The sequence below is a fragment of the Mesorhizobium sp. M0615 genome, assembly GCF_040320805.1.
Taxonomy (GTDB): domain Bacteria; phylum Pseudomonadota; class Alphaproteobacteria; order Rhizobiales; family Rhizobiaceae; genus Mesorhizobium.
Window position 1 is genome coordinate 43741 of sequence record NZ_JAMYQI010000001.1, and the last position, 26825, is coordinate 70565.

The window sequence follows — 26825 nt, forward strand, 5'->3', positions numbered from 1 at the left end:
TCAGACCGCGGCTTCGATCGGTTCGGCAAGCTTCGGATTGGAGCGCGAGGCGATCAGGCAACTGGCCACGATCAGGGCCGCTCCAGCCAGCGTGGTCCAGGTCGCCGCCTCGTCGAAGAACAGCCAGCCAAACACGATCGCCCAGATGAAGGCAGAATACTCCGTCGGGATCAGATATTGCGCTTCGGCCCGCGCGTAGGACCAGCTCATCAGGAATTGCCCGGAGAGCGACAGCGCCGTCACCCCGGCCAGCGGAAGCCAGAGATTGCCCGGCAGGGCAACCGCGAGCCAGGGAGCGGCGGGGAGAAGGACGGCGGCAACGCACAGGTTCTGGAACAGCATGATCTCGACTGGCTTGGCCACCAGCGCCTGCCGCCGCGAGAGGATCAGATTGTAGGCGTAGAACACCGTCGATGCGAGCACCGCCACCGTGCCAAGCAGGGCATCCCCGGTATAATTCCCTTGCCCGAACTGTCCGGCCATGATGATGACGACGCCGGCGATGCCCGCCAGCGACGCCCAGATCGCCTGGCGCTGTATGCGTTCGCCCAAAAGCAGCGCCGCCAGCAGGAGAGCGAACAGCGGCGCGACGAAACTAAGCCCGATCCCATCCGCCAGCGGCAATCTGGCAAGGCCCCAGAAGAACGACAGCAGAACGATGCCCACGACCACGGCGCGCAGCGCGTGTAGCCGCAGCACGGAAGGCGTGGGAAGGGAACGCGGCCCCGCCGCCCAGGCCGTGCCCGCGACCACGCTCGCAAGCATGCTTCGCCACAGCACCGTGTTGTAGACACCGACGGCGATCACCAGGATTTTCATCGCCGCATCCATGGCGGACAGAAGGAAGATCGCAAGTGCACAGATCAGCACCGGGGTCATGGGGGAAACGACGCCTGACAGGCTGGGTGACTTCACGGGGCATGCTCATGTGATGGATCGCAGCCGGATATATCAGGGGAGGACGGCCGGGCCAGATGGCAGGGCCGTGCATATGGCGGTCCAACCGATCTTCGCAGCCCCTCGATTTGAATTCGGTGCGTCGGCAGCGCCTTTCGCTATCGGCCCCAGCCTGCCCTCACCCATGATTGATCCGCTGGAAGAATGGCAAAAGCAGCCAAAGCCTCTATATCGATTGTCATGGATGCATCGAACGAACACGCGCTAAACGACGAGCTTCTCCAAGATATCCAGCGCCTGTCCTTCGAGTATTTTCTCAACGAGGCCAACCCTGCCAACGGCCTGGTCGCCGACCGCAACACGCAGGCGTCGCCTGCCAGCATAGCCGCCGTCGGGCTCGCTTTGTCGTCCTATCCCGTCGGTGTCGATCGCGGTTTCATGACGCGCGATGCCGCAATCGAACGGACGCTCGCCACGCTTCGCTTCTTCTGGAACTCCCCGCACGGGCCGGAGCCCGATGCCACCGGCTACAGGGGTTTCTACTATCATTTCCTCGACATGAAGACCGGCCGCCGCGTCTGGAATTGCGAACTGTCCACGATCGATACCGCCCTTTTGCTTGCCGGTGTTCTGGCCGCCGGCGCTTATTTCGACGAGGACGATGAGCTCGAACTGGAAATCCGCCAGCTTGCCGATGCGCTCTACCGCCGTGCCGACTGGCGCTGGGCGCAGAACGGCGGCGCCACCGTCACCCATGGCTGGCGGCCTGGAAAAGGCTTTCTCCGCTACCGCTGGGAAGGATTTGACGAGGCGCTGATCCTGTACGTCCTGGGTCTCGGTTCGCCGACCCACTCGCTAACTCCCGAGAGCTACGCGGCCTGGCTGTCCACTTACAAATGGAAGACCATCTACGGCCGCGAGATGGTCTATGCCGGCCCGCTTTTCATCCACCAGTTCTCGCATATCTGGATCGATTTTCGCGACATCCGCGATGCCTTCATGCGCGATCACGACCGGGACTATTTCGAAAACAGCCGCCAGGCGACGTATCTGCAGCGCGATTACGCAATCCGCAATCCGAGGGGGTTCGCGGGCTATGGCGAGAATTGCTGGGGCGTCACCGCCAGCGACGGCCCAGGTCCGATCGCGCGGCGAGCCGATGGACGCCGCTTCTTCGGTTATCTCGCCCGCGGCGCACCGTTTGGCCCCGATGACGGCACGCTGTCGCCATGGGCGGCAATCGCCTCCTTGCCTTTTGCGCCGGAAATCGTGCTGCCGGCGCTGCGCCATTTCCACGAGATGGACCTGCGCGACGGCAACCCTTACGGCTTCACCGCGAGCTTCAACCCGACGATCGCTGCCGACGACGGCCGCGCCTGCGGTTGGGTATCGCCGGACCATGTCGGCATCAACCAGGGGCCGATCGCCCTGATGATCGAGAACTACCGGTCCGACTTCCTGTGGCGATTGATGCGCCGCGTGCCGGCCATCACCACAGGACTGCGCCGGGCCGGGTTTTCCGGCGGTTGGCTGTGACAGGCGGCGATCCTTCGCGCGGGATCGTCAAGGCATCAGCGCGACCTTGCCGGTCCGACTCCACCATCCGGCCAAGGGAGCCGAGAGCGCCTCTTCACGTGAATGAAAAAGGGCGGCGCAAACGCCGCCCTTTGGAAAAATCATCGATCCTTGGGAGGATAAGGCTCAGGCCGCCTGGGCTTCGCCGGCAATCGCGTCGGCCTGACGCGCTGCCTTGAGCACGCGGGCCCACCAGGCAACGTCGTTGACCAGCGCCGTGGCAGCCTGGTTCAGATGCTCGATCTCCTCGAGCTTCTTCTCGCCATGGCGCACCGCCAGGAAATCGCTCCAGGCAATGTGAACGGCGGATTTGACCGGCGCCATCTGCAATTCGACCGCGGCAAGACGCAAATGTTCGACAGCGCGCGAGCCGCCGACGCTGCCATAGCCGACGAAACCGGCCGGCTTCTTGTTCCATTCATTGGCGGCGTAATCGATGGCGTTCTTCAGCACGGCCGTCGGGCCATGATTGTATTCGGCGGCGGTGAAGATGAAGCCGTCGAATTCGGCGACCTTCTTTTGCCAGCGCTGGGCAACTTCGTTCTGCGACGGCGCCCAGGCGGACGAGGCGACCTCGTCGAAGAAGGGCAGCGGCCAGTCGCGCAGGTCGACGGTCTCGACGTCGATGTCGGCATGAGATTTCGCGATCTTGGCGATCCACTGGGCGGGCACATCGGCGAAACGCGCGGCGCGTGTCGAACCGACGACGATGGCGATTTTGGGCTTGGACATGGGGCTCTCCATATATGCAGAAGCTGGTATCGTTTGGATACCGGCGCTATATGAGATACTGACAAATGGCAGCGCAAGGAGGCACCGTTATGTTACTGAGGCACCCGCACAACACCGAAGACTGCCGCGCCGTCTCGGAAATCCTGCAGCGCGTCGGCGACAAATGGACCGTTCTGGTCGTCGGCAAGCTGGGCGGCGGACCGCTGCGTTTCAATGAGTTGCGCGCCGCTGTCGGCGGCATTTCGCAGAAGATGCTGACCACCACCTTGCGCGGTCTTGAGCGCGACGGCTTCGTCACCCGAACCGTGTTCCCGACCATCCCGCCACGCGTCGACTATGAGCTGACGGAGCTCGGCCATGAGCTGCTGGTGCCGGTCGGCGCGCTCGGCGAATGGGCGCGGAAGAACACCTCGCGGGTCCAGGCGGCGCGTGAAAGATTCGATGGCGTGCACGCCTGAAAACCGTTGCCCAGCAATAGTTTACGGATTTTGCCGTCGACGACGCGTACCCGGGTTTAACTGGATCCGCCCGTGCATCGTTGGTCACGCCATCGCGACATAGCTGCAGCGTTTCGTTCGCCGGCGCATCATCATTTTGAGGCTGACGAGGTCTTCCGCTGACGGGCCCTCAGGCACTTTGACGCAGGGTTGCTGCAACACACTGCGCCGCACGTCTCTACCCTTGCAGACCGCTGGGCAGTCCGCTCGTTGCCAACGGTCCGGTCGTGCGTGCAGGCGACGCTTGGGAGCTCTTTCCTGATCTCGGTATAAGCGGTCGTGCCAAGCACGCAGATCACCGCGACAAGGGCCGCCACGAGCCAGCCGTTCAGCATGTGTTGACGCATTGTCTTCCCTCCGCCGCCCGCAGAATCGGATGTGGAAGGCAACCATTGGATGTCGCGCAGCGCATCGCCCGCGCGGGGGATGTTACATAAGCGCAAGCTTGGCAGAATCGACGATGTCAACTTTCGGTTGGAATCGGCTTCGGCTTGCCGTCGCTATCCAGCGCCACCATGACGAAATCGGCGTGGGTGACCTTCTCCATCAGGTCGGAGAGGTAGCGTTGCGCCCAGGCCTCGACCTTGAGCGTCATGGAGGTGCGGCCGACGCGCTCGACATGGGTGTAGATGCACAGCGTGTCGCCGATCTTCATCGCCTTGGCGAAGGACATTTCCTTGACAGCCGCCGTCACCACGCGACCCTTGGCCCGCTCGGCCGCACGGATGCCGCAGGCAAGATCCATCTGCGCCATCACCCAACCGCCAAAGATGTCGCCGGCCGCATTTGCATCGGCCGGCATGGCGAGCGTACGCAAGGTCAGATCACCGATCGGCCGTCCGTCCGCGTAATGCACCATCCGAGATTCCCCTGAAGCGATAGCCCTTGATCCCGTAGCGTCATGGACCCAAGAGGTCAACGCGACGGGCGAGGCTCCCGGCGCAATGTCGGTTCCATGGTGGCTTTTCCGACCAGGCGTCTCACGGTCGCTTTTTTCACAAGCCATGCCGGAAGCCGCAGGGGCGCGGCCAAGCCGTCGCGGATAGGCTGCGCTCAGTTTTGCGGAGCCGCCAACACCAATCATGCAGACTTATGACTTCATCATCGTCGGCTCCGGCTCGGCCGGCTCGGTTCTGGCCGACAGGCTGTCGATTTCGGGCCGCTTCTCCGTGCTGGTGCTGGAGGCCGGCGGCAGCGACCGCCGCTTTTATGTCCAGATGCCGCTCGGCTACGGCAAGACCTTCTTCGATCCGGCGGTCAACTGGAACTACAAGCCCGAGCCGGACCCCGGCCTTGCCGGCAATGTCGACCATTGGCCGCGCGGCAAGCTGCTTGGCGGCTCCAGCTCGATCAACGCCATGGTCTGGATCCGTGGCGCGCGCGAGGACTTTGACGACTGGCGCGATGCCGGCAATCCCGGTTGGGGTTATGACGATCTGTTGCCGGGCTTCAAGGCGCTTGAGGACAATGAGGCCGGCGCCGATAGATGGCGCGGCACCGGCGGGCCGCTGCATATCACCGACACGACGAACGCCGTCCATCCGCTGACCAGGCGCTACCTCGCCGCCGGCCAGCAAGCCGGGCTGCCGCTCAACCCCGACTTCAACGGTGCCGCCCAGGAAGGCGTCGGCACCTACCAGATCTCCACCAAAAACGGCCGCCGCATGTCGGCCGTGCGCGCCTTCCTGCGCCCCGCGATGAAGCGCAAAAACGTCCGCGTCGAGACGAATGCGCTGGCGAGCAGGATCCTGTTCGAGGGCAAGCGAGCCGTCGGCATCGAATATCTGCAGAACGGCGAGACCAAGACGGCGCGGGCCGGCCGCGAAGTCATCCTGTCCGCCGGCTCGATCAACTCGCCGCAGCTCTTGCAACTGTCCGGCGTCGGCCCCTCGTCACTGCTCAAGGGGCTTGGCATCCCGGTCGTCCACGCCAACGAAAATGTCGGCGCGCATCTGCAGGACCATGTCGGCATCAACTATACCTTCAAGGGAAACGTGCCGACGCTCAACCAAATCCTGCGGCCCTGGTGGGGCAAGCTGCTGGTCGGCATGCAGTACATCCTCACCCGCTCCGGCCCGCTGTCGCTGTCGATGAACCATGGCGGCGGCTTCTTCCGAACCGACCCGGCGTTTTCGCGCCCCAACATGCAGCTTTATTTCCAGGCTTTCTCGACCGTCATTCCGAAGAGCGGCGAGCGGCCGATCCTGACGCCGGATCCGTGGCCGGGCTTTTCCATCGGCCTCTCCAACTGCCGCCCGTCCAGCCGCGGCGAGATCATGATCCGCTCCAGCAATCCGCTGGACTATCCCAGGATCGTCGCCAACGCCTATTCCACCAACGCCGATGTCGACGAGATGCTGGCGGCGGTGAAATTCGTGCGCAAGATAGCCTCGATGCCCGCCATGGCCGAGATCATCACTGAGGAGGTTTTGCCGGGCCCATCGATCCAATCGGATGCCGACCTGATCCAGGATTTCAGGAAGCGCTCAGGCACCGTCTATCACCCGGTCTCGACCTGCCGCATGGGGCCGGACGCCGGGGCCGCCGTCGTCGACCCGCGCCTGAAAGTGCACGGGCTCGAAGGTCTGCGTGTCATCGACGCCTCGATCTTTCCCGCCAACATCACCGGCAACACCAACGCCGCCTCGGTCATGACCGGATGGAAGGGCGCCGAACTGGTTCTGGAGGACCAAAAATGAAGATCACCGACGTCAAGACCTGGGTAGTCGGCAACCCGCCGCCCGGCATCGGCGGCAAGTATTTCATCTTCGTCAAGCTGACCACCGATGGCGGCGTCGTCGGTTACGGCGAGGCCTACAACGCCACCTTCTCGGCTCACATAACAGCGAAGCTGGTCGAGGACATGGCCGAGCGTTACCTGATCGGCCACGATCCGCATGACATCGAGACCTTCTTCCGCCGCGCCTATTCCTCAGGATTTACCCAGCGCCCCGACGTTACCGGCATGGGCTGTTTCTCGGCGCTGGAAATGGCCTGCTGGGACATTGTCGGCAAGGAAGCCGACAAGCCGGTCTACAAACTGCTCGGCGGCCAGGTGCACGAGACGCTGCGCTCCTACACCTATCTCTATCCGCACACCGGCAGCGTCCATTCGGAGGACGCGCCGGACGGCCGGAACGTCTACAATGACCCCGAATTGGCGGCCGCCTGCGCGCTCGAATATGTCGAGCAGGGGTTCAACGCCGTCAAGCTCGACCCAGCAGGCCCCTACACCGCCTTCGACGGCCACCAGCCGCGCCTGATCGACATCGATGTCTCCACCCGCATGGTCAAGGCGATCCGCGAAGCGGTCGGCACCCGCGCCGATATTCTGTTCGGCACGCATGGCCAGTTCACCGCGTCGGGTGCGCTGCGCATGGCACGTGCCATCGAGCCCTACGATCCCTTGTGGTTCGAAGAGCCGGTGCCGCCCGACATGCCCGAAGTGATGGCTCAGGTGGCGCGAGGCACGTCGATCCCGATCGCCACCGGCGAGCGGTTGACGACCAAGTTCGAATTCGCCCGAATCATCGAGAACCGCGCCGCCACCATCCTGCAACCGGACCTTGGCCGTTCCGGCGGCATTCTCGAAACCAAGAAGATCGCCGCCATGGCCGAGGCCTACCACATCCAGATCGCGCCGCACTGCTATTGTGGGCCGATCGTTGGCGCCGCCAACATCCAGCTGGCGGTGACGCTGCCCAATTTCCTCATCCTGGAATCGCTGAAGCAGTGGGACGGCTTCCACGCGACACTGCTCAAGAAGAAGATCGAATGGCAGGACGGCAATGTCATTCCATCGAAGGAGCCGGGCCTCGGCGTCGAGCTGGACGAAGCGGTCTGCGACGCGCATCCCTACACCGGCAAGGACCTGCATTTGCAGATGATGCAAACGCCGCTGATGCCGTGAGCGAACGCTACGCCTTCATCGGCCTTGGCCATCTCGGCGCCAACCTTGCCGCCAGCCTGTTGCGCAACGGTTTTGTCGTCATCGTCTTCGACCGCGACCCCGCCGCCGTCGAACGCCTCGTGGCGCTCGACGCCACGGCCGCGACCAGCCCGGCTGAAGCGGCAGCGCTAGCCGGCAACGCCATGACATGCCTGCCCTCGCCCAAGGTCAGTGAAGCGGTGCTGGCTGGTCCCGGTGGACTGCTGGAAGGATTGCCCAAGGGCGGCACATGGATCGAGATGTCGACGAATGGCCGCGACGAGATTCTGCGCCTCGCCGCCCTCGCCTCGGCCAAGGGCGTCGAAACGCTTGAGTGCCCGGTCACCGGCGGCGTGCATCTGGCCGCGGTCGGAAAGATCACCGCGCTTGTCGGCGGCGATGCTGCGCTTTACGAGCGCCATCGTCCGGCCATCGAAGCGATGTGCGCAAAGTCGTTCCTGATGGGTCCGGTCGGCTCGGCGGCGGTGATCAAGGTGATCACCAACATGCTGGCCTTCATCCATCTCGTCGCCGCCGGCGAGGCGCTGATGTTGGCCAAGCAAGGCGGCCTCGACCTCGCGCAATCCTACCACGCCATCGTCGCCTCCTCCGGCAACAGCTTCGCCCATGAGACCGAAAGCCAGCTCATCCTCAACGGCTCCTACGACATTGGCTTCACCATGGACCTGGCACTGAAGGACCTCGGCTTTGCGCTTGCGATGGGCAGGGAGTTCAGACTGCCACTCCAATTGGCGCCGCTTGTGAGTGAGATTTTCCTGATGGGCAAACAGGAATATGGCGGCGGCGCCTGGTCGACCCAGATCGTCAAACTGCTTGAGGATGCCGTCGACATGGATCTGCGCGCGCCCGGTTTCCCAGCCAAGCTGGAAAGCTAAGCCGGGTAGATATGTCCTGCGATTCAGGCCCTTGGCCGGTTCGCCGCTCAAACCACCTGAATCAATCCCTCAACGCCTTGATTCAATATCTCAGCGTCAGCGCTCCGGGCAGGATCTCAAACGTCGCGGGTATACGCCCCGGCGACTCGCCATCTATGTCGACCAGCGCGCCGTTCTTCTCGACATCGCCGATAGGTTCGACCACCACTTTCCGGCCACGCAATATGGTGATGGCCGGATGGTTGCGGTGCCGGCCGCCATAGAGCAGCCGAATATCCCAGATCAGCTTCAGCTTGCCGGCCGCGCGCAGGATGACGATGTCGAACTGGCCGTCGGCGAGTTCGGCGTCCGGGGCGATCATCATGCCGCCGCCGAAGAACTTTCCGTTGGCGACCGCCACCAGCGCCATGCGCGCCTCGACCGGGGTGCCATCGTCGACGGTGATCCTGACGTCCTGGAAGCGGTAGCGGATGAACTCGACCACGGTGCGCCAGAAAAACCGCGCCTTGGCCGACATCCTGCCCTTGCGCTTGTCGGCATTGACCGCACGGTCCGTGGCGCCGGACAGGCCGAGGCTGGCGATATTGATGAAGTGCCGGCTGGCCAGCGCGCCATGGTCGTCGATGTAGCAGATGCGCCCGGCATCGACCTTGCGCGCCTTGGCTTCGGCGATCCGCTTCAACGCCGCATCCACCTCTTTCGGCAGGCCAAGTCCGCGCGCGAAATCGATGCCGGTGCCGCAAGGCAGCAAGGCAAGTTCGGTTGTCCGGCCGCTCTCATCGAATGCCTGCAGCAATCCGTCGGCCACCTCGCTGGCGGTGCCGTCGCCGCCGGCCGCGATCACCAGCCCGAAGCCGCTTGCCGCGAGGTCGAGCGCCAGCCTTTCGGCGTCGCCCTCGGCCTGCGTCTCGCGCAGCTCGAATTCGCCGAAATGCTTTTTCAGCGATGCGGCGACCTCCGGCCAATGCCGTTTCAGCCGGCCGCCGCCGGCAATCGGATTGAGCACCACCCCGACTTTCAATGCGCACCCTCCCCGCACCGAGCCGATAGGCTCGATGCTTGCCGGCATTGAAGCCCGCGCCAGCCGGCGGAGCAAGGGGCACAGCCGATCAGGCGCCAAAAAGCGGGCGGGCTGTCTAATGCAGCTGGAGTCGAAATTCCGAGCTTTGTGGCAAACGATCCCCGATAATCCCGTTATCCACAGGCTCACGCCCATTCCCCAAAACCCTTACCCGGCGTAAGTTTAACCATCTCAGGCGGCTACCGATCGCCACGCCGAAAGGCAAAGCGAAAAGGCGGATTTCCTGAGGCCCGTACGGCCCGAAGCGAGAGCAGGCTTGCTTGTTCGAGGGACGGATGCCGAGACCTACGGGGCCGCGGAAAGCGTGCGAACGCCAACGGCGGACCGATGCTGCCATGAAGGACGGCGAAAACCTTCGATGGCGCGCCGAACGAAGCTCGCAAGGGTGGAGAACGGCGTGGTCTGGAACGGGCACTGCCCTCGGGCGGTGACTGGCAGGACCGTCAAAATCAAGGCCGGCATGGCGCGACGACTTTGCGGAAGTTGCTGCCGCGACCGTGTCCTGATCTGACAGGGAGGCGCTGGGAGAAATCCCGGCGCCGACTGTCTTTTGGGCCAAGGTCCGGTCGGCGAAGCGACGCGTGAAGAAGCCGATACTTTGCTGGAACGCGATTTCGGCGCTGACGGAACCATCTTCATCACCAGGCGCGATCAGCAATTCACCGACATGATCCCGCGCCTGATCGACAGAGGCGTGTCCTTCGTCGAGATCGGTGGCAATGACGCGATCATGCTCACCGTGCTTTCGGCGGCAGACTTCGCTCCGCCCGAAGGCGCCCGGGCGCTGTTCAGCCAACCGTTCCGATCGATCCGGCCACCCGTCGCACCGGGCTGATCGTCGCCGTGCGCAAGCTGCACATCGTGCTGCCGGCGCTGTTCGAAGCAGGCGCGAGGCTGGAGCGCGTCTACAACTGAAGCCGCGCCCTGCACCGCGGCCTGCCCGGCGGGCCAGCTACTTCTTCGGGCCGATGCCCGGGATCAAATTGAGGCCAGCGTTTATATATTCCGGCCGTATGGCGCCGCTGATGAGCGTGAAGGTGGCGAGCATGATGCTGGCCAGCGCACCGTCATGCCATGGCCTGAGGGCCAGCGCGTTGACGGCATAGGCCCAGAATGGGAAGGCGAGCATCGACATGACGATGTTGGCTCCCGGAGCCTCCGCATTGTCGGCTGAATCGCTGACCGATTTCAGATACACCGGCGTCATCGCCAGCGCGACGATCAACATGATCCATGAAATGGTCCAGACGCTGATACCGGCCATTTCAATCTTATAGATGGCTGCCTGCACCTTACCCGGAATGTCCCCCGGATTGCCTTTGGTCTCTTCCGCCACCGCATCGGTCAACGCCTTGGCAACCGGCTGCTCAGTGGCATTGACCAGGATGGAGTTGACGAAGATGAAAAATGCCACGACTTCGGCAGGCACGTACTTCGCAACCCGGTCGAGATAGCCGTCGCCGCCTTTCGATCCTTGATCTTCTTGCTTGTCATCGTCGACGCCGAGCGGAGCATCGCCTGGAATGCCCTCGAGCGTTGAATCCCTTTTCGGCACAGGCTCAGCGGACCGGACAATTCTTCCCATGACAAACCCCTCCTATATTGTTGTATCGCCCCGTGAGTATCGTAGTAGAAAACCGGGCCAAGAAACAGTTGTCGCGGCCATAGCCGACAAGATATTCAGGCTTCTTCTGCAAATGCATCACGCTCCCGCCCTATCTGCTACCGGGTGTCTCGAAATCCACCTATAGTGAGCCGTACCCGAAAAACGCATCCCCCGGCTCATCGCGTGATCGCGGCCAAAATCCCGCCTTGTTCGCGCGCGATGGAAGGACTGGCTGCCGGGGGGCAATCCGAAGGACAAGACCGTGATCAAGACCGCCCTTGTCGCCATGACCATTGTCGGCTGCGACTGCGACGCCAAGCTTTGCGAATATATCGGCGAGACGCCGGCGAAGTGGGCGACCATCGCCGACTGCGAAGCGGCGATGAAAAGCCAGATGCTGCACCAGAAGAACTTCGACTATCCGCTGGTCTCTGGCATCTGCCGCAGCAAGGGGTCGGCGTCTTCTTCGCAACTGGCGGCGGCCGCATCCCGCCCGGAACTGAAGCCGGCCAGCCGGAATGTCCAAACCCCGTTGCCGCCGGAACTGAGCCATCGGCCGAGCGTTCCCGTCGGCTCCCCGACGACGGCCATGGAGGCAGCAGCGGTACGGCCCGTCGCCTACGAGCAAGTGGTCGATGGCGGAACAGGCGTGCTCTACCGCACCAGGAACGGCTACGCCGTGGTCAAGACAGATCTCGGCCGCGTCGCGTCGGCAACGGTCGGCATTGCCAAGCGGTCCGCGAACTGGCTGGCAGGGCTGGTGCCGAGCGGGTTGTGAGCGGCCTGCCGTTCGGACCATACCACGCTGTCGCACTGCCGTTGAAAACTCCAGATAGATGCATGATGGTGTCAGGCATCGACACGCAGGAGCGCCATTTCATGAAGCATGCAGTTCGAACCGTGCTGTCCCTGGTGCTGGCGTTGGCGCCGGTTCCGGCCGGTGCGCAGGATTCCGGCCAGGGCGGCGACAAGGTTGTAGGCGTCGCCAGGGACGATCCGGACATGGCGGCGGCCATTGCGCAGGCGCGCGCCAGCCTCGATGAATTCCTGTCCTTGTCGGATGCGCCGCCAGCCGGGACAACCAGCTACAAGTTGAAAGTCGAGGTCAGGGACGGAGACGCCCGGAGCATTTCTGGATCATCCCCTTCCACAAGACCGCGACCGGATTTGCAGGAACATTGGCCAATGAGCCGCAAGCGGTGCACAATGTCGTGGCCGGCCAGGAACTCGAATTCAAGCGGGACGATATTTCCGACTGGGGCTACACCAGAAACGGTCGCCAGGTCGGGAGCTTCACCGTCTGCGTGATGTTCAAGACGATGGCGCAAGAAGACGTCGAATATTACCGCCAGAACTACGGCTTCGCCTGCTGACGCGCGGCAGCCTGGCTAATGCATGCGCCTAAACAGGACCTCCGTTTTGGGGCAACGATATGCATCAAAACAAGACCTGAAGCGCGTCGCATGAATTCGTTTCGACGCGCGGCGCTTTAGGCCTCGCCATCCGTCGCGCCGGTCTTGCGCACCAGCGCCGCCGTCGCCAAGATCGCGCCCATATCGGCGATCATCGGCGCGATGTGCTTGGTGTAATCGAGTGGCACGGAAATGGCGGCCAGTTCGAAGAAATTCTTCGGCTGCGGCAAGAGCAGGAAACCATCGCTGCCATTAAGCGCCACCCGCGCCGGATCATCGCGCCATGTCTCGTGCAGCCATTTCAGCGCCTGCGCCAGCCGGCCGCTCACCAACGGCTGGGCGGCGGCGACATTGTCGGTGCGAAATTCGTAGTCGCCGTCGAGCAGCGGATCGCCGCTGGACAGTTCCTGCATCTTGCCGGCGAAGATGCCGCGGAAGAAACCGACCACCGCGTTGCTGCGGCGCGTCGCGACCAATATGCCGGGGAACGGCGCGATCGTTTCGAACGCAACGATGACGCCCTTGAAGACCGTCGACGAGCCTTTGCCCGAACCTTGGCGCAACTCCGCCTCGTAGAGCTCGAACGGAAAATCCTCGTAGCGGCCTGACACGATGTCGTCAAAGCTCTGCCGGTTGAAGGCGCCGACCACGGCGCGCGGCAGCCGGTCGAAGGAATTCGGCGTCACGCTGTGCTGATAGCGCACATCCCTGATGAAGCCGAAGATGATCGGCAGCAGCGTGTCACGGAACGATTGCTGCAGCCGCGTCGCCGGCCTGATCGCCAGGAAGTACAGCAGCAGCGCCGCGAAGAAACCGCCGACATAGAGGAACACATGCGGCGTCGAGAACCATTGCTCGTTCAAGTCGGCGACCTTGTTGAACAGCCAGGCCACCAGCACGACAAAAACCAGCAGCAGCCCCAGAAACACCGGCACCCGCCAGCGCACCTGGCGGCAGGCCGAAGCCCGTCCAGCCTCATAGATCTCGATATTCTTCCTGATGCCGGCGACCACCGCTTCATCAGGCATGAACTCAGCTGCTTCCATCGCCCCCTCGCAAAGTCCTATTATGCCTATGATAGCGGGAAAGTCGTCAGTCGCCAAAGATCGCCTTCAGCCTGGCCTCGACCTTGCCCTTCATCCGGCCAGTCAGCGCCTCGACCGGAACCAACCGCTCATGCCCGCCTGAGCGCAGCCGCATGAAGGGATGCATCCGGTAGCCGGCGATCGCGCCGCGCTTGCCGAGATCGGCGCTGACATCGACGACGAAAATGCCGCCGATGCGGCTGGGCCAGGGCTGTCGCGCCAGCGCCGTGCCGAGGAAGTCGCCAAGCCCGTACGCCGCGAGCGTCTTGCCGACCCATTGCACCGGCTGCACGACATGGGCGTGGTGCCCGGCAATCAGTCCGACGCCGTGACCGGCCAGCAACCTCGCCAGCGTTTGCGTTTGCGGCTGCGGAAAATGCCGGAACTCCCAGTCCCAGTGCGGCACCGCACAGGTGAGGTCGATGTTCTTGTCGGCCGCGCCGCTCGGCCATGCCGCCGGATCGCTTTGCATCGACACACGCTCATTGAAAACTGCGGCGTCGGCATTGCGCCACAGTGTGAAAGCGGCAAAGCCGATCGTCAGCGGCCCGGCCTTGACCTGTTCGACCGGCCCTTTTTTCGCGGTGCCGATGGGGCGGATGCCAAGCCGCTTCAGCGCCGCAACCGTCTCGTCGAAACCGGCGACGCCCTGGTCGAGCACATGGTTGTTGGCCAGCGACAGCACGAGCCTTTCGCGCGCGATGCCTACGGCGGCAAGCGCCGCGGCAAGAAACCGCTCGCTCATCGCATGGTGAGTGCCAAGCCGCGTGCCAAACGCCACGCTCGGCCGCTCGACGACCGGACTTTCGCAATTGCCGATCACCAGATCGGCTGAGCCCAAGAGCTTTGCGATCTCCGGATCGCACTCCGGCGCACTATGGTTGGCCACCGCCGAAATATCGCCGACAAAGGCCAGCCGCACCTTGCGCCCTGGCGGTGGATCGATGAGTGTCGTTGCCGCGATCGGCGCAAAATCCCTGACATCGCCGCCGAGAGACGGTTTCAGGAAGCGCGGCAGCCATGACAGTTTGTAGGAAAGCGGATAATTCGACACGCGACGCCCAATCGTTTGCCCAATCGGTTAGCTTGTGTAGACGGTCTGCCCGGGAAGTGTCGACCGTCAGTCCTTGAAACACTGCCGCCGGCAGACACGGCGCCAAATGCGTGTAATGTCTGCGCATCGCATAGTGGAGGGATGAGATGACACGTTTTGCAGGCCTGCTGGCGTCCGCCCTCCTCCTGTTGCTGCCTTTATCTTCGGCCCGCGCCGCCGCGCCCGAAGCGGCAACCGCTTTGTTCGAGGCCAAAACGGTGACCGAGCGCAACGCCGCGCTTACCACGCTCGAGGCTGCAGCCCAGGGCGATCCGGCGTCAGCCTATGCCGCCGGCGCCGGCGAATTCTTCACCGCGCTGGAAATCCTCGCCGGCGGTCTGCACCGCCACGGGTTCGAAAGCCCGCAATCCTTCATGCTGCCGCTGATGCGGCTGCCGATTCCGGACAATCCCGATCCCGAACCGCTGACCTATGAGCAGTTCCGCGCCATTCTGGTCGCCTTTCGCGACCGGCTGGAGACATCCGCGGCCACTCTGGGCTCGGTACCCGCCGATGCCGATATCGGCATGGTCGTCGACCTCACCCATGCCGGCATCGATCTCAACGAAGACGGTGCCATCGCGCCGGATGAAAGCATGGCCGCGATCATGGCCTCGCTGTCGCGCGGCGGTATCTCGTCGGACGGCGCCGCTCCCTCGCTCACATTCCGCTTCGACCGGGCCGACGGTTTCTGGCTGCAGGGCTATGCCGAATTCCTGATGGCGCAGGCCGATTTCTGGCTGGCGCATGATTTCAGGACCATGTTCGACGGCTCGTTCCACATGCTGTTCCCGCACGCCAAACTGCCGCTGCAGGACGTTCTGGTGCCTCCCGCCGGGGACATGGGCAGCAGCATCTTCTCATCGGAATGGCGCATCGCGGATTTCATCTCCATGGTTCACCTCGTCAACTGGCCGGTGGTCGAGCCCGAGCGACGTCAAGCGGCGCGCCGCCATCTGCTCGAAATGATCCGGCTGTCGCGCCAGGACTGGAAGGCGATCCGCGCCGAGACCGACAATGACCGCGAATGGCTACCGGGACCGCAGCAGAAGGGCGAGAACCCGCTCACCGGGCTCGAAGTCGGCGAGGAGCAGGTCGAGGCCTGGCTCGCCACTCTGACCATGGCCGAAGACCTTTTGGAAGGCCGCAAGCTGCTGCCGCATTTCCGCATCACGGCCAGCACCGGCCAGGGCATCAACATGAAGCGTTTCTTCGAAGAACCGAAGCCTTTCGACCTAGTTCTGTCGATTACCGGCCCGGCCATCGCGCCCTACCTCGAGAGCGGTGAGATCGTGACCAGCGGCGAGTTCGACCAGATCCAGCGTCAGTTCGGTGGCGGTGGGTTTTTGACCTTCGCGCTGTGGTTCAATTGAGCAGGTGGCCCGGCTTTGCGTGACACAGCTCCTGACACCCTTGTGTCAGGAGCTTCGACCCGCTTAGTGTCCCTTGCCACTGCACTCTTTCCATTTTGGCGGACTCTGCCCATATTTGGGGCATGGCCAAACTTCCCGAGAAAAAGACACCGTCTCCGGCGGGTGACAACAGCGCTTCGCCGCCCAAGCGGCGCAGCCCGTTGACCGATTTCCTCGATGCTTCGGAGCCCTTGCACAAGGGTGGCTTCGCCGAGGCGCCGCAGGCTGACTTCACCGGCACGCCGCTGAGCGGCTCGATTGCCGACTGGGCAGAGCAGATCGAGCAGGAGGCCGAGAAGGAAGGGCGTAGTTCCGGCGGCGCCAAGCCGCCGAAGGTGGCGAAGAAGATTCCGGAACGCTCAACCTCCCCCGGCCGCAGTTCGCGCGGGACCTCGATGGGTGGCGCGGCAACGGCGCGCGAGCGCACCGCCGCCGGCCTCAACCCGGTCGCCGGTCTCGACATCTCGCTGGAAGACGCCGAGACGATGGCCTCGGGCAGCGTCACCGCGACGGTCGCGGCGCTGTCGGCGCTGATCGAATCCGGCAACCCGCTGCACAAGGACGGCGTGCTGTGGACGCCGCACCGCCCTGCCCGCCCGGAAAAATCCGAAGGCGGCATCGCTATCAAGATGGTGTCGGATTTCGAGCCGGCCGGCGACCAGCCGACCGCCATCAAGGATCTTGTCGAGGGCGTCGATAACAATGACCGCACCCAGGTACTGCTCGGCGTCACCGGCTCCGGCAAAACCTTCACCATGGCCAAGGTGATCGAGCAGACGCAGCGCCCTGCCTTGATCCTGGCGCCCAACAAAACGCTGGCCGCGCAGCTCTATTCCGAGTTCAAGAAATTCTTCCCAGACAATGCGGTGGAGTATTTCGTCTCCTATTACGACTACTACCAACCGGAAGCCTACGTTCCGCGCACCGACACTTTCATCGAGAAGGAATCCTCGATCAACGAGCAGATCGACCGCATGCGCCATTCGGCGACGCGTTCGCTGCTCGAGCGCGATGACGTCATCATCGTCGCCTCGGTGTCCTGCATCTACGGTATCGGCTCGGTCGAGACCTACACGGCGATGACCTTCCAGATGCAGATCGGCGATCGGCTCGACCAGCGGGCGCTGCTCGCCGACCTCGTCGCCCAGCAGTACAAGCGCCAGGACATCAATTTCGTGCGCGGCTCGTTCCGCGTGCGCGGCGACACGATCGAAATCTTCCCGGCCCACCTTGAGGACCGCGCCTGGCGCATCTCGATGTTCGGCGACGAGATCGAGGCGATCACCGAATTCGATCCGCTCACCGGCCAGAAGACCGGCGAGCTGAAGAGCGTCAAGATCTACGCCAACTCGCACTATGTGACGCCGCGTCCAACGCTCAACCAGGCGATCAAGTCGATCAAGGAGGAGCTCAAGCACCGGCTGGTCGAGCTCGAGCGCGCCGGCCGCCTGCTGGAGGCACAGCGGCTCGAACAGCGCTGCCGCTTCGATCTTGAGATGCTGGAAGCCACCGGCTCCTGCGCCGGCATCGAGAACTATTCGCGCTATCTCACGGGACGCCAGCCGGGCGATCCGCCGCCGACCCTGTTCGAATATATCCCTGACAATGCGCTGGTCTTCATCGACGAAAGCCACGTGACCGTGCCGCAGATCGGCGGAATGTATCGTGGCGACTTTCGCCGCAAGGCGACGCTGGCGGAGTATGGTTTTCGCCTGCCCTCCTGCATGGATAACCGTCCGCTGCGCTTCGAGGAGTGGGATGCGATGCGTCCGCTCTCCGTCGCGGTTTCTGCGACACCCGGCGCCTGGGAGATGGAACAGGCCGGCGGCGTGTTCGCCGAGCAGGTCATCCGCCCGACCGGCCTGATCGATCCGCCGGTCGAAGTCCGCCCGGCGAAAAGCCAGGTCGACGATGTCGTCGGCGAAATCCGCGACACCACTGCCGCCGGCTACCGCACGCTGGTCACCGTTTTGACCAAGCGCATGGCCGAAGACCTGACCGAATATTTGCATGAGCAAGGCGTGCGCGTTCGCTACATGCACTCCGACATCGACACGCTGGAGCGCATCGAGATTCTGCGCGATCTCCGCCTCGGCGCTTTCGACGTGCTGGTCGGCATCAACCTGCTGCGCGAAGGCCTCGACATTCCCGAATGCGGTTTCGTCGCCATCCTCGACGCCGACAAGGAGGGCTTCCTGCGCTCCGAGACGTCGCTGATCCAGACCATCGGTCGCGCCGCCCGCAACGTCGACGGCAAGGTCATCCTCTATGCCGACCAGGTCACCGGCTCGATGGAGCGGGCGATGGCCGAGACCAACCGCCGCCGCGAAAAGCAGATGGAATGGAACGCGGCCAACGGCATCACCCCGGAATCGGTGAAGTCGCGCATCTCCGACATTCTGGACTCGGTCTACGAGAAGGACCATGTCCGCGCCGATATCTCGCAGTTCACCGACGGCGCCGGTGCGATGATGGGCAACAATCTCAAGGCTCATCTCGACGCCATGGAAAAGCAGATGCGCGACGCCGCCGCCAATCTCGACTTCGAGAAGGCCGCCCGCATCCGCGACGAGATCAAGCGGCTGCGCGAGATGGAACTGTCCATCTCGGAAGACCCTCTGGCCAAATACGCCGACATGGAAAGCCCGGTCTCCGGCCGCGAGAAGGGCAAGCACAACAAGGGCGTGGCCAAGCACCGTACGGCTGAGGAACAGGAGCGTTTTCGCAAGTTCGATGAGGCACGTGCCGCCGAAGAGGCGGCCAGGGCTGCCCGGTCCAACCTCTTCCGCAAGCCGGCGCTCGACGAAATGGGCGCCGACGGCGCCGTGCCGGTGAAGAAACCGCTATTTGCCAAGCCGTCGATCGACGATATGGGGCCTGGTACCGACATGCCGACACCGTCAGGCGCGGTGTCGCGCTCGCTGTTCAAGAAACAGTCGGCGCAGGAAGCGCACGGCTCCGACTTCGGCATTCCGGGCGGCGCCACCAAGCCACTGTTCAAGAAGAATTCGCTCGACGAGATGACCGTGCGGCGCACGGAAAAGCCGGTCGAAGGGAAAGTGCCGGCCAAGCCCCAGCCAATCTCCCCCCGAGTGGAGGAGATGCCCGGCAGGGCAGAGGGGGGCGCGAAGGAACGCGACGATTCCCCAAAGCCATTCGTTCGCCAGCGCGCCGGCATCGGCTCCTACGAAGACCCAGGCGACGCCCGCCGCGAAAAGCGCCGGCCGGGCAAGACGGGACGGCCGGGGAAATAGCACCTCTTTCCTTCTCCACTTGTGGGAGAAGGAAAGAGCGCTCCACCACCGCCGCATCCGTCGCCCACTTGCCTCCACCCCCGCCTTTGGTGTAATCGCTCCACACACTCAAAGTTTTGTCTTGAAAGGAGGGCTGCGTGTCTATCGATCACCATCATCAGCGTGGCCCGATTTCTGCCCTGCGAGTTCGCTTGCAGGGTTGACCAGGGACATTACGGGTTTTTTCCCGTTTCGATTTTTTGGTCTGCCTTTCGTGGTGCGCAAAGCTGAGCCTGATGGCCGGCAAGCACACCGTCAAAGTGCATCCGGAGTTGTCTCCGGCGAGACCAGAGAAATCACAATGGCCCTGATCAGCCTCAAATCCCTCGGTGTCACCATGAGTGCGCCGCTGTTTTCCAACCTCGATCTCACCATCGGCACCGGCGACCGGCTCGGCATCGTTGCCGCCAATGGCCGCGGCAAGTCGACCTTGCTCAAATGCCTGACCGGCGCGCTGGAGCCGACCTCGGGCGACATTTCTCGCACGCGCGGCCTGCGTGTCGGCCATGTCGGGCAGTCGGTTCCGCCTGCCCTTCTTAGCCGCACCTTCCATCAGGTGGTGGCCGATGCCTTGCCGGCCGAGCAGGCCGACAGCGAGATGTGGCGCGTCGACGTGGTGCTGGATTCGCTGGACGTGCCCGAGCCGATGCGCGAACGGCCGATGCAGGCGCTGAGCGGCGGATGGCAGCGGCTGGCGCTGATCGCCCGCGTCTGGGTCACCGATCCGGATGTGCTTTTGCTCGACGAGCCGACCAATCATCTCGACCTCGCTAAGATCAGCCAGCTGGAAAGCTGGCTGAACGCCCTGCCGCGCGAAGTGCCGGTGGTCATCGCCAGTCACGACCGCGCCTTTCTCGATGCCGTCACCAACCGCACGCTGTTCTTGCGCCCGGAGGACTCGCCGGTGTTTGCACTGCCCTATTCCAGGGCGCGGCAGGCCCTGGACGAATTGGACGCCTCGACGGCGCGCCGGTTCGAGCGAGACATGAAGGTGGCGCAGCAACTGCGCAAGCAGGCCGCCAAGCTCAACAACATCGGCATCAATTCCGGCAGCGACCTTTTGACGGTGAAGACCAAGCAACTCAGGGAACGGGCGGAGAAGCTGGAAGACGCCGCGGTATCGGCGCATCGCGAGAAATCGGCCGGCGCGATCCGGCTGGCCAACCGCGGCACCCATGCCAAGGTGCTGATTACGCTGGATGACGCCGCAGTGGAAACGCCGGACGGCACGCTGCTGTTCAAGACCGGCAAGCGCCACATCTGCCAGGGCGACCGCATCGTGCTGCTCGGCCGCAACGGCGTCGGCAAGTCGCGTTTCGTCGATCTGATCCGCAACGCCATCGCCGAGCCGGACACGGTGCCGAACGTCAAGGTGACGCCGTCGACGGTGCTTGGCTACAGCGACCAGGCGCTGGCCGGCATCAGTGGCGACGACACGCCGCTGGCCCTGGTCTCGCACCGCTACGATGTCGGCGAGCAACGCGCCCGTTCGCTGCTTGCCGGCGCCGGCGTTGTCATTGAGATGCAGGAGAAGAAGATCGGCGTGCTGTCCGGCGGCCAGAAGGCGCGGCTGATGATGCTGGCGCTGAGACTCGCCAACCCCAACTTCTACCTGCTCGACGAGCCGACCAACCATCTCGACATCGACGGCCAGGAAGCGCTGGAGGAGGAACTGCTCAAGCACCAGGCGAGCTGTGTGCTCGCCTCGCACGACCGTTCCTTCATCCGCGCCATCGGCAACCGCTTCTGGCTGATCGACAAGCGGAAGCTGACCGAAGTCGAAGACCCCGAGGATTTCTTCCGCTCAGTGGCTGAAACGGCGGGCTGAGGAACTACCACCATGGGCCGCACTGTGTTGCGGCCCATGGTTTCACATCTCCCGCAAATATTTTCAGCGTTCTGTCGGATCGGCTGAACCTGCTGCGTCCTTGGGATGCCGACACGATGATGCCGGCTTCATCTGAGGAGAACGCATCATGTCCATTTTGTCATCCATAGGCCGCGTCGCCGCCCGTTACGCACAGAACCGCGCCCGCTATCGCAGCGAGCGCGAGCTTCTGGCCCTGCCGATCGAACTGCGCAAGGATATCGGCTGGCCGGAAATCCTCATCGACGCGCAAAACGGCCCGCGGATCTGCAGGGCGCCCTGACCATGCGGTCGGGAAAGATCGATGCAGGCCGCCGCGGGGCGACCGTTGCTCAGTCATGCGTATCGCCAGACAGCGGCGTCGCCTGCATCGATCGACGCTTTTCGAACGCCTCGAACCAGCGCGTCAGCCGCGCCCGCGCGCGAAACGACGGCAGCTGGCGGAACGCCATCCAGGACAGCGTGGTGGCAAGCGCTACATGGCCGACATGGAGCGATGTCTCGGCGTCCAGCGCGCTTTCGATCCAGTCATAGCTGGCCTCGATTTTTTCCCGGTAGCCTTCGGCAAGCGCTGCATAGCGCAACTGTTCGGGCCGCCTTTCCGTCTCCCAGCGCAGGCCTATGCCCGTCTGCGCCAGGCCTTGGGCGACGGCCTGCAGCCGCAACGCCTGCCAGCGCGCTTCGCCGTCCTGCGGCAGCAATTTGCGGCCGTCATGCAGCGTATCGAGATAGGCGCAGATGACATCGGAATCGAAGAGCGGCGACGCATCCGGCCGCAGCAGCACCGGCACCTTGCCGAGCGGGTTTTCGGCGTAGACACGGGCATTGCGCAAGGTCGGGCTGGTCTCGTGATGAATGACCTCGAGCCGGTCGGCAAGCCCAACCTCATGGGCGAAGACGAGTGCCTTGCGCGCAAAGGGCGAATGGGTCTGGTAATAGAGGATCATTGTCGTCTCAGCGGGTTGAAGAAGCGGTCCCCGTTCTAGCCTGCTGACAGCGAGGATTGCGCTCTGATTGGGCGCCGCCGACGCAAGTTCGTTTCGCCAGAAAATCGCATCGGCCCAGAAAATCGCATCAGACATGTAGGATCGCCGCCGCCTCGTTCGTCCTAGGCTTCGCAAGGCCAACCAAGCGCCCAGACCAAACCCAAAGAGGAACAAGACATGACCGACCAGACCCCCATTCAGCCGGCCGCGAAAGTTCTCGGTGGATTGACCCCCTATCTGCAGCTGGACGGCGCCTTCAAGGCCGCCGAATTCTACAAGAAGGCTTTCGGCGCCGAACAGGTGTTCTTCTATCCGCCCGATGAGCAGGGCCGCACGATGCACATTCATCTCCACATCAACGGCTCGACGCTGATGATTTCCGATTTCTACCCCGAAAACGGCATGCCTGCCGTCACGCCGCAGGGCTATACCATGCAGCTCCATCTCGGCGCCGACGAGATCGATGACTGGTGGAAGCGCGCGGTCGATGCCGGCTGCGAAGTCGCAGTGCCGCTGCAGCTGATGTTCTGGGGCGACCAGTGGGGCAACATGCGCGATCCCTTCGGGGTCGAATGGGCGATGAACGCGCCGGCGAAGAAAGACTGACCACTGCTGACAAAGCTCCTCACCGGCTGACGCCGGTAAGGAGCTTTGTGAGATACTCCAAGGAGAACCTGATGTCCTATGTCGATGGTTTCGTGCTCGCCGTGCCGAAGGCAAATATCGATGACTACAAGAAGCTGGCCAACCTCGCAGGCCCGATATGGAAGGAACACGGAGCGCTCGCCTATGTCGAATGTATCGCCGACGACGTGCCCTATGGTGAGTTGACCTCGTTTCCGCGTGCCGTTCAGGCAAAAGACGACGAGATCGTCGTCTTTGCTTGGGCCGTCTATTCGTCCAGGCAAAGCCGCGACGCGGTAATGGCCAAGGTGATGGCCGATCCCCGTTTGACACCCGATTTGGGGCCCATGCCCTTCGATATGAAGCGCATGATCTTCGGCGGCTTCCAGCCCTTCATCGAGCTTTAGCCGCTGCTCAGTCCAGCTTGTCCAGCAGCGGCTTCAACCTGTCGCCATAGCGCTTCCAGAGATCGACCGAGCCCTGATACATCGGCTGGCGCACCTGCGCGGCCGAGGCCGTGCGCACCGGGCGGTCGGTCTCGTGGAACGACAGCGCCTTGTCGTCCCAGGACAGGCCGAGATGCCCGATCAGCGCCCGCGTCTGTCCCTCCTGGTCGGCCACGAAATCCTCGTAACGCACGTCATGGACGACGCCCGGCAGAACATCGTGCCAATGCGCCATGATGTCGGTGTAGATGTTGTGGAAATCGGCGAGCTCGCCCAGATCATAGCCGTAGCGGTGGTTGTCGCCGCGGAAATGCACCTTGTAGATCGAAAGGCAGGTCGCCGCCGCATCGCGCGCGCAATGGATGATCTTGGCTTTCGGCAGCATCATATGGATGAAGCCGATGAGCAGGAAGTTGCCGGGCATCTTGTCGGTGACATGCCTGAAGTTGGGATAGCGCTCATGCAGCATGTCGAGATAGGCTTGGCCCGCCTCCGCAAACTCCGCGTCGGATACATCGACCAGTCCCCAGGGGAAACCTCCCGGCATGGTCAGCGGAAATTGCTTGCCGACCGCGGTTTTCAACATGCTGAGCTCGCCCGCGCCATAGACTTGTGGATGGCTGGCGATGATCTGTTCGACCAGCGTGGTGCCGGAGCGCGGCATGCCGACGACGAAAATCGGCGTGTCGTCGGAGATTGCACTTGGCTTGTGCTTTTCGAAAAAGCCGGCGTTGAACACCGTCTTCATCGCCTCGAATTCGGCCCGCGTCCTGACCGGATCATAATCGATGCCCTTGCGGCGGATCGCATTGCCTTCAGCGAAATAGTCGAAGGCCCTGTTATAGTCCTTCAAATCGTCATTGGCCTTGCCGAGACCGAAGGACAGCTGCATGCGTGCCAGGCTGTCGGCCGGCGCCTTGGCATGCTGGGCCTCCATGCCGGCGAGTTCGGCGTCGCGCTCCTTCTGGCGCTTGACCTGCGTCAGCATCAGCCAGGCCTTTGCCATGCCTGGCGTGATCGCCAACGCCTGCCGAAACAGGTCTGCCGCTTCATCGAGCTTGCCTTTTTCCATCAGCCCGACGCCGAGCCCATGCAACAGGTCGGCATCCTTGGGCCGGATCGTCAGCGCCTCGCGAAAGGTCGCCAGCGCCTCGTCCAGACGACCGGCTTCCTGCAACGTTTCGGCAAGCCCGATGCGGGCGCGGACATGGAAGGGATTGCCCCCGATTGTGCCGCGATAGATGTCCTCCGCAGCCTCGAACTGGCCGAGCTGTTTCAACGCCGAACCCAGATTGTCGCGTGCCGCGAGCTGGTCGGGCTTGAGATCGACCGCGCCGCGGAAGAAATCGGCGGACGCGGCAACGCGGCCGAGATCGCGCATCACCGTGCCGAGATTGTTGAGGAAATCGGGATTCTTCGGCTGCAGACGCACAGACTGCTCGATCAGCTCCAGCCCTTCGGGGTTGCGCCCGGTCTGGTGCAGCAACAGGCCCAGGAAATGCGCCGCTGCCGGGTGATTGGCCTTGCGCGCCAGAACCTGCCGGTACAGCGTCTCGGCCTCCTGCCGGCGCCCGGCCTGATGCAGCTGCAGCGCCTGCTGCACATATTGGTCGAGGCCCAGCGGCGCCTGTCCGCCAGCTCCAGCACCCGCCGCTCTTCTCTGATCTCTGTTGATGGGAAACCTGCCGTGTTTTGTCCGCTTGCCGCGATCTAGGCCATCGGCGCTGCAGGTTCAAGGGAAGAGTGGGCTCGCCAAGGGCGCGGACCTCTTCGAAACTCTAGAGGAATTCCAGCAAAATGTAGCGTTCAAATCAGCCGGTGGCTCTCGGCGAGCCGGCGCTCCCGCCGTAGCGTGCCGTCGGTGTCGGCAATCTTGCGCCGTGCCGCTTCGTCGCTTCTTATCGTCAGGCGCACTGATATTGCCTTGGGGAAGAGGACGATTGGCTCGATTGTTGCGGTCGGACGATCCGGCGTTTTCATGAATCTCATATATTCTTTCCTTTCGTAAAAAATAATCTTAGGGGCACCGGAATAATTATTCCGATGTTCTCTAAATAAGAAATTGGCTGATATTGTTCCACGATAGCAGATTTATTAGGGGTTTATACGAGAAATTTTTTATACCGGTCGAGCCGTGGCGGAAATCAGCTTGAATAACCAACAATTTCGGATTATTGATCTGAGATCGTTTTTTGGGTCAAGCTTGGCATATAGCGGCGTCGGAGATACTCGACCCGCCAAACTCATTCCAATCGCCGATGGTTGAGTTCCCGGTTGATGCCGGAATGCATCGACGAACCAGAGCCAAGCCAATGCCGGATCGCACCACCCGTTCCATCGCCCATTTCGCGGCACCCTTCGTGCTTGGCGGGCTGGAAGGGCAACTGCCGGCCGGCGACTATGACATCGATCACGACGAAGAGCTGATCGAGGGCATGTCGCGGCTTGCCTGGCGTCGCGTCGCCACCTTCATCCATTTGCCGGCAAGGGCGGTGAAGAACCCGGCCACCAGCCAGCTTGTCGCCATCGACTACCTCGAACTCGAAACAGCGCTGAGGCGCGACCAGGAGAACGCAGCATGATCCGCTTCCAGCAGAATGCGCGTCCGCGCACCGACACGCCCTCGCACCTCTTCGCCATCGGCCAGACCGTGCGCATGAAGAGCCGCAGCGGGCTCGCCCAGAAGACCGCCGAGCTGTTTCAGATCAAGAGCAGATTGCCGGTCAAGGATGGCTCGCCGCAATATCGCATCCGCAGCGAGGAGGAGACCTATGAGCGGGTCACCACGGAAGACAACCTCGAAGTAGCGGACGCCCCGGCTGTCCCCGACAGCCCGGCCGTCTGACACCGCACCCACCCAGCACGTACGAAGGAGCAGACAGATGGCCAAGGGTCAGCAGCGCAGCAATCGCGAAACGCGCAAGCCCAGGAAAGACAAGGTGGTGGCCAAGGCCGCCTCCCCGTTCGGTTCCTCGGTCAAGCAAGCCGAGAGCAGCCTGAAGCCGAAGTCGAAGGGCTGACCAGCCAGGGGCGCGCCTGGCGCCTGCCGGCAATGGACTGACGATCTCGGACTGACGATCTCGCGCAAAACTCTGCAACGGAGGCGTGCTTGACGTTCTTCATCGAGCCGCTCGCGCGACGCCGACGAAGCCACGCTCGACAAGGTATCGCTGGACGCGCCGAACCTGCGCGCCGCCCTGCAGGGCGCCACCGCGCTGTTCCACAGCCTCGCCATGCCACAGATCCCCGACCGTCTGCGCATTTGCGACGAGGACGGCGCAGAGCTTTATGCCGGCCCGGCCGACGGGGCGTATTCGGCGTAGGCAACCACTCCGATCCGCGACCTTGCCTTCTCCCTTGGGGGTGAGAAGCGGTCCGCGCAGCAGACGAAAAGC

27 protein-coding genes and 1 pseudogene are annotated in these 26825 nt (G+C 63.1%); 17 read left to right on the forward strand and 11 right to left on the reverse strand.

Going from position 1 to position 26825, the window contains the following annotated elements; translation table 11 throughout:
* On the reverse strand, nt 1–879 hold the full coding sequence (locus tag NKI46_RS00235) for a DMT family transporter (RefSeq protein ID WP_050593096.1): 879 nt from the start codon (nt 877–879) through the stop codon (nt 1–3).
* A 258-nt stretch (nt 880–1137) separates the two neighbouring features.
* Between NKI46_RS00235 and NKI46_RS00240 the strand changes: the two genes are divergently transcribed.
* The gene (locus NKI46_RS00240) at nt 1138–2433 is read left to right on the forward strand and encodes a glucoamylase family protein (RefSeq protein ID WP_023737835.1); all 1296 of its coding nucleotides are present in this window, start codon (nt 1138–1140) and stop codon (nt 2431–2433) included.
* Nucleotides 2434–2598: 165 nt separating this feature from the next.
* On the opposite strand, the gene NKI46_RS00245 is transcribed toward NKI46_RS00240, so the two are convergent.
* The gene (locus NKI46_RS00245) at nt 2599–3204 is read right to left on the reverse strand and encodes an NADPH-dependent FMN reductase (protein WP_023737834.1); all 606 of its coding nucleotides are present in this window, start codon (nt 3202–3204) and stop codon (nt 2599–2601) included.
* 89 nt (nt 3205–3293) lie between these two features.
* Here NKI46_RS00245 and NKI46_RS00250 point away from each other — a divergent pair, with 89 nt between their 5' ends.
* Nucleotides 3294–3662, forward strand: a complete 369-nt coding sequence (locus NKI46_RS00250) for a winged helix-turn-helix transcriptional regulator (protein WP_023683744.1) — start codon at nt 3294–3296, stop codon at nt 3660–3662.
* Between the two features lie 502 nt (nt 3663–4164).
* Here the strand turns inward: NKI46_RS00250 and NKI46_RS00255 are convergent.
* Nucleotides 4165–4560: an acyl-CoA thioesterase gene (locus NKI46_RS00255; protein ID WP_023671995.1), complete on the reverse strand. Its 396-nt coding sequence runs from the start codon at nt 4558–4560 to the stop codon at nt 4165–4167.
* A gap of 223 nt (nt 4561–4783) precedes the next feature.
* Between NKI46_RS00255 and NKI46_RS00260 the strand changes: the two genes are divergently transcribed.
* Genes NKI46_RS00260 through NKI46_RS00270 form a run of 3 tightly spaced genes read left to right on the forward strand, consistent with a single transcriptional unit; the run spans nt 4784 to nt 8525 of the window.
* Complete coding sequence (locus NKI46_RS00260) at nt 4784–6400, forward strand: GMC family oxidoreductase (RefSeq protein ID WP_023737833.1); 1617 nt, start codon at nt 4784–4786, stop codon at nt 6398–6400.
* Entirely contained in the window at nt 6397–7611 is a 1215-nt protein-coding gene (locus NKI46_RS00265) for a mandelate racemase/muconate lactonizing enzyme family protein (protein ID WP_023671997.1), read from the forward strand. Before NKI46_RS00260 ends, NKI46_RS00265 begins: the two co-directional genes overlap by 4 nt.
* Nucleotides 7608–8525: an NAD(P)-dependent oxidoreductase gene (locus NKI46_RS00270; protein ID WP_023737832.1), complete on the forward strand. Its 918-nt coding sequence runs from the start codon at nt 7608–7610 to the stop codon at nt 8523–8525. The genes NKI46_RS00265 and NKI46_RS00270 overlap by 4 nt, the downstream gene beginning before the upstream one ends.
* Before the next feature lie 82 nt (nt 8526–8607).
* On the opposite strand, the gene NKI46_RS00275 is transcribed toward NKI46_RS00270, so the two are convergent.
* Nucleotides 8608–9546, reverse strand: coding sequence for a diacylglycerol/lipid kinase family protein (locus NKI46_RS00275; RefSeq protein WP_352744235.1), 939 nt, complete (start codon nt 9544–9546; stop codon nt 8608–8610).
* Nucleotides 9547–10156: 610 nt separating this feature from the next.
* On the opposite strand from NKI46_RS00275, the gene NKI46_RS00280 reads away from it, so the two are divergent.
* On the forward strand, nt 10157–10441 hold the full coding sequence (locus NKI46_RS00280; RefSeq protein WP_023737830.1) for a hypothetical protein: 285 nt from the start codon (nt 10157–10159) through the stop codon (nt 10439–10441).
* A 117-nt stretch (nt 10442–10558) separates the two neighbouring features.
* Here NKI46_RS00280 and NKI46_RS00285 read toward each other — a convergent pair whose 3' ends face one another.
* Complete coding sequence (locus NKI46_RS00285) at nt 10559–11191, reverse strand: hypothetical protein (protein ID WP_155923215.1); 633 nt, start codon at nt 11189–11191, stop codon at nt 10559–10561.
* Between the two features lie 283 nt (nt 11192–11474).
* On the opposite strand from NKI46_RS00285, the gene NKI46_RS00290 reads away from it, so the two are divergent.
* Together NKI46_RS00290 and NKI46_RS00295 are read left to right on the forward strand one after the other, a co-directional pair.
* Nucleotides 11475–11990: a hypothetical protein gene (locus NKI46_RS00290; RefSeq protein WP_023672002.1), complete on the forward strand. Its 516-nt coding sequence runs from the start codon at nt 11475–11477 to the stop codon at nt 11988–11990.
* Between the two features lie 361 nt (nt 11991–12351).
* A complete protein-coding gene (locus NKI46_RS00295) occupies nt 12352–12585 on the forward strand; it encodes a DUF2314 domain-containing protein (protein WP_352460607.1) in 234 nt (77 codons plus the stop codon).
* Between the two features lie 116 nt (nt 12586–12701).
* On the opposite strand, the gene NKI46_RS00300 is transcribed toward NKI46_RS00295, so the two are convergent.
* Together NKI46_RS00300 and NKI46_RS00305 are read right to left on the reverse strand one after the other, a co-directional pair.
* Complete coding sequence (locus NKI46_RS00300; RefSeq protein WP_352460598.1) at nt 12702–13670, reverse strand: hypothetical protein; 969 nt, start codon at nt 13668–13670, stop codon at nt 12702–12704.
* A gap of 46 nt (nt 13671–13716) precedes the next feature.
* Nucleotides 13717–14763: a CapA family protein gene (locus tag NKI46_RS00305; protein ID WP_352460599.1), complete on the reverse strand. Its 1047-nt coding sequence runs from the start codon at nt 14761–14763 to the stop codon at nt 13717–13719.
* A gap of 146 nt (nt 14764–14909) precedes the next feature.
* On the opposite strand from NKI46_RS00305, the gene NKI46_RS00310 reads away from it, so the two are divergent.
* The 4 genes from NKI46_RS00310 (at nt 14910) to NKI46_RS00325 (ending at nt 21657) form a co-directional block, all read left to right on the forward strand.
* Complete coding sequence (locus NKI46_RS00310; protein ID WP_352460600.1) at nt 14910–16175, forward strand: hypothetical protein; 1266 nt, start codon at nt 14910–14912, stop codon at nt 16173–16175.
* 122 nt (nt 16176–16297) lie between these two features.
* A complete protein-coding gene (gene uvrB / locus NKI46_RS00315; protein ID WP_352460601.1) occupies nt 16298–19468 on the forward strand; it encodes an excinuclease ABC subunit UvrB in 3171 nt (1056 codons plus the stop codon).
* A 340-nt stretch (nt 19469–19808) separates the two neighbouring features.
* Entirely contained in the window at nt 19809–21335 is a 1527-nt protein-coding gene (locus NKI46_RS00320; RefSeq protein ID WP_352460602.1) for an ABC-F family ATP-binding cassette domain-containing protein, read from the forward strand.
* Between the two features lie 148 nt (nt 21336–21483).
* The gene (locus tag NKI46_RS00325; RefSeq protein ID WP_023672009.1) at nt 21484–21657 is read left to right on the forward strand and encodes a hypothetical protein; all 174 of its coding nucleotides are present in this window, start codon (nt 21484–21486) and stop codon (nt 21655–21657) included.
* A gap of 49 nt (nt 21658–21706) precedes the next feature.
* Here the strand turns inward: NKI46_RS00325 and NKI46_RS00330 are convergent, their stop codons facing one another.
* The gene (locus NKI46_RS00330; RefSeq protein ID WP_352460603.1) at nt 21707–22321 is read right to left on the reverse strand and encodes a glutathione S-transferase family protein; all 615 of its coding nucleotides are present in this window, start codon (nt 22319–22321) and stop codon (nt 21707–21709) included.
* A 216-nt stretch (nt 22322–22537) separates the two neighbouring features.
* On the opposite strand from NKI46_RS00330, the pseudogene NKI46_RS00335 reads away from it, so the two are divergent.
* Nucleotides 22538–22879, forward strand: a pseudogene (locus NKI46_RS00335) (VOC family protein); the annotation flags it as partial.
* Here NKI46_RS00335 and NKI46_RS00340 read toward each other — a convergent pair.
* The gene (locus tag NKI46_RS00340; RefSeq protein WP_352460608.1) at nt 22786–23151 is read right to left on the reverse strand and encodes a hypothetical protein; all 366 of its coding nucleotides are present in this window, start codon (nt 23149–23151) and stop codon (nt 22786–22788) included. The pseudogene NKI46_RS00335 and the gene NKI46_RS00340 overlap by 94 nt on opposite strands.
* Between NKI46_RS00340 and NKI46_RS00345 the strand changes: the two genes are divergently transcribed.
* Entirely contained in the window at nt 23038–23391 is a 354-nt protein-coding gene (locus tag NKI46_RS00345) for a DUF1428 domain-containing protein (RefSeq protein WP_023683729.1), read from the forward strand. The two genes, NKI46_RS00340 and NKI46_RS00345, sit on opposite strands and share 114 nt — an antisense overlap.
* 7 nt (nt 23392–23398) lie before the next feature.
* Here the strand turns inward: NKI46_RS00345 and NKI46_RS00350 are convergent, their stop codons facing one another.
* Nucleotides 23399–25033: a tetratricopeptide repeat-containing sulfotransferase family protein gene (locus NKI46_RS00350; RefSeq protein WP_352744240.1), complete on the reverse strand. Its 1635-nt coding sequence runs from the start codon at nt 25031–25033 to the stop codon at nt 23399–23401.
* Nucleotides 25034–25236: 203 nt separating this feature from the next.
* Nucleotides 25237–25419 carry a hypothetical protein gene (locus NKI46_RS00355; protein ID WP_023728228.1) on the reverse strand — a complete coding sequence of 61 codons (183 nt, stop codon included), beginning with the start codon at nt 25417–25419 and terminating at the stop codon, nt 25237–25239.
* A gap of 323 nt (nt 25420–25742) precedes the next feature.
* On the opposite strand from NKI46_RS00355, the gene NKI46_RS00360 reads away from it, so the two are divergent.
* From NKI46_RS00360 to NKI46_RS00370, 3 genes are read left to right on the forward strand one after another with little or no spacing between them, the layout of a single operon-like run.
* Complete coding sequence (locus NKI46_RS00360; RefSeq protein ID WP_023672014.1) at nt 25743–26012, forward strand: hypothetical protein; 270 nt, start codon at nt 25743–25745, stop codon at nt 26010–26012.
* A complete protein-coding gene (locus NKI46_RS00365; protein ID WP_023695785.1) occupies nt 26009–26275 on the forward strand; it encodes a hypothetical protein in 267 nt (88 codons plus the stop codon). The genes NKI46_RS00360 and NKI46_RS00365 overlap by 4 nt, the downstream gene beginning before the upstream one ends.
* Before the next feature lie 37 nt (nt 26276–26312).
* Complete coding sequence (locus NKI46_RS00370; RefSeq protein ID WP_023695786.1) at nt 26313–26450, forward strand: hypothetical protein; 138 nt, start codon at nt 26313–26315, stop codon at nt 26448–26450.
* Nucleotides 26451–26825 lie beyond the last annotated feature (375 nt).